The 1,452-nt window shown below is 64.1% G+C and carries 2 protein-coding genes; one reads left to right on the forward strand and one right to left on the reverse strand.

From position 1 onward, the window contains the following. Positions 1-788: aminopeptidase P family N-terminal domain-containing protein (locus ACRC1E_RS14650; RefSeq protein ID WP_438515842.1), on the reverse strand; the 788-nt coding region annotated here is incomplete at its 3' end. Between the two features lie 157 nt (positions 789-945). Between ACRC1E_RS14650 and ACRC1E_RS14655 the strand changes: the two genes are divergently transcribed. After that, on the forward strand, positions 946-1,452 hold a 507-nt coding region (locus ACRC1E_RS14655), incomplete at its 3' end, for a sporulation protein (RefSeq protein WP_438515843.1).

The raw sequence follows: 1,452 nt of genomic DNA on the forward strand, positions 1-1,452 counted from the left end.
CCTGCGGTCAACGCTGCCAGTACCGCCTTGGCTTCGGGGTAGGGGGCGAGGGTAATGCCATCGGTGGCCAGTCGCGTAGCCAGTGCCGCATCTATCTTGCCGGCGCCGACAAACAGGGTGGCGTGCTCTTTATCCAGCAGTAGATGGGCAAGGAAGACCGGGTTGTAGCTGACATCGCTACCCCTGAGGTTCAGCAGCCAGGCGATATCGTCCAGCGTTGACAGCCAGTGGTGGCTGCAGCCATGGCGATGCATTGCGGCACGCACGCGGGCCAGTTTGTCCGCGCGCGTTTCGCTGGCTTGCGGCGCGAGGTGTTCGTAGACGGGGGCACCAGGCAGGGCTGGCCGCTCGGCCCAGATGGCGGCAACCGGATCAAGATCGGTCTTGAGCGTGATGCCGCGAGCGGCAAGTGCCTGCTGCAAGGCGCGCGCAGCGCCCTGGCCCAGTACGTCGCCATCTACCGCCAGTGTCTGGCCGGCTGTGAGTGTGGCCGCCAGCCAGTCCAGATGCTGGACGCTGGCGGCAGTCTCGACCTTGACCAGCGTGATGCCGCTGCCAGCGAGCTCTTTCTCTGCCTGCTCCCAGTAGCGGCTGTCGGCCCAGACGCCGGCAAAATCCTGAGTGACGATCAGCGTGCCCATCGAACCGGTAAACCCCGACAACCATTGGCGTGCCTGCCAGTGGCCGGGCAGGTATTCGGACAAATGCGGGTCGGACGAGGGGATCAGGCAGGCGCTGAGTCCATGCTGTTGCATGAACTGGCGTAGCGCGGTGATGGCGTTTTTCATGGACGTATCCTGTGTATCGGTCTGGCCGTATTGTGGGCTGCGCCGGTGCGCGGGGCAAGCCATGTCATGAAGTGGCCGGAACTGCCATGCAGCGCGCGTGTCTGTCGAGTAGCGGGACTGTCCCGTATCTAAAACAGCTTGTTAAAAAAGGTGTGATATGTTCAAGAAATTGCTCGCTGCCGTGGGTGTTGGTGGCGCCAAGGTGGATACCCAGCTTGATAACCCGCGGCTGATGCCGGGCGAGACGCTGACCGGTCGCGTCGTGGTCAGCGGAGGCCAGGCAAGTCAGGATATCGAAAAGATAGAGCTGGTGCTGATGGCCGAAGTCGAGGTCGAGTCTGGCGATAGCGAGCACCGGGAAGCGCGGGCGCTGGGTGTGCTGCGGGTGGCCGAACGCCTGACCATAGCGGCCGGGGAGCAGAAGGTGCTGCCGTTTAGCTTGCAATTGCCGCGCGAGACGCCGGTCAATCTGCTCGCTCATCACGGCCGGCCGGTGGCGGTGTGGATGCACACCGATCTGGCGATCGCGCAGGCGCTGGATAGTGATGACCGCGACTGGCTGGAAGTGGCGCCACCGGCGCAGATGCAGGCGCTGCTGTCGGCATTCGAGGTGCTGGGCTGGGGCCTGTACCACACCGATGTCGAGGCAGGCACCGCCCGTGCC

The organism is Craterilacuibacter sp. (genome assembly GCF_051659485.1).
Classification (GTDB): Bacteria; Pseudomonadota; Gammaproteobacteria; order Burkholderiales; family Chromobacteriaceae; genus Craterilacuibacter.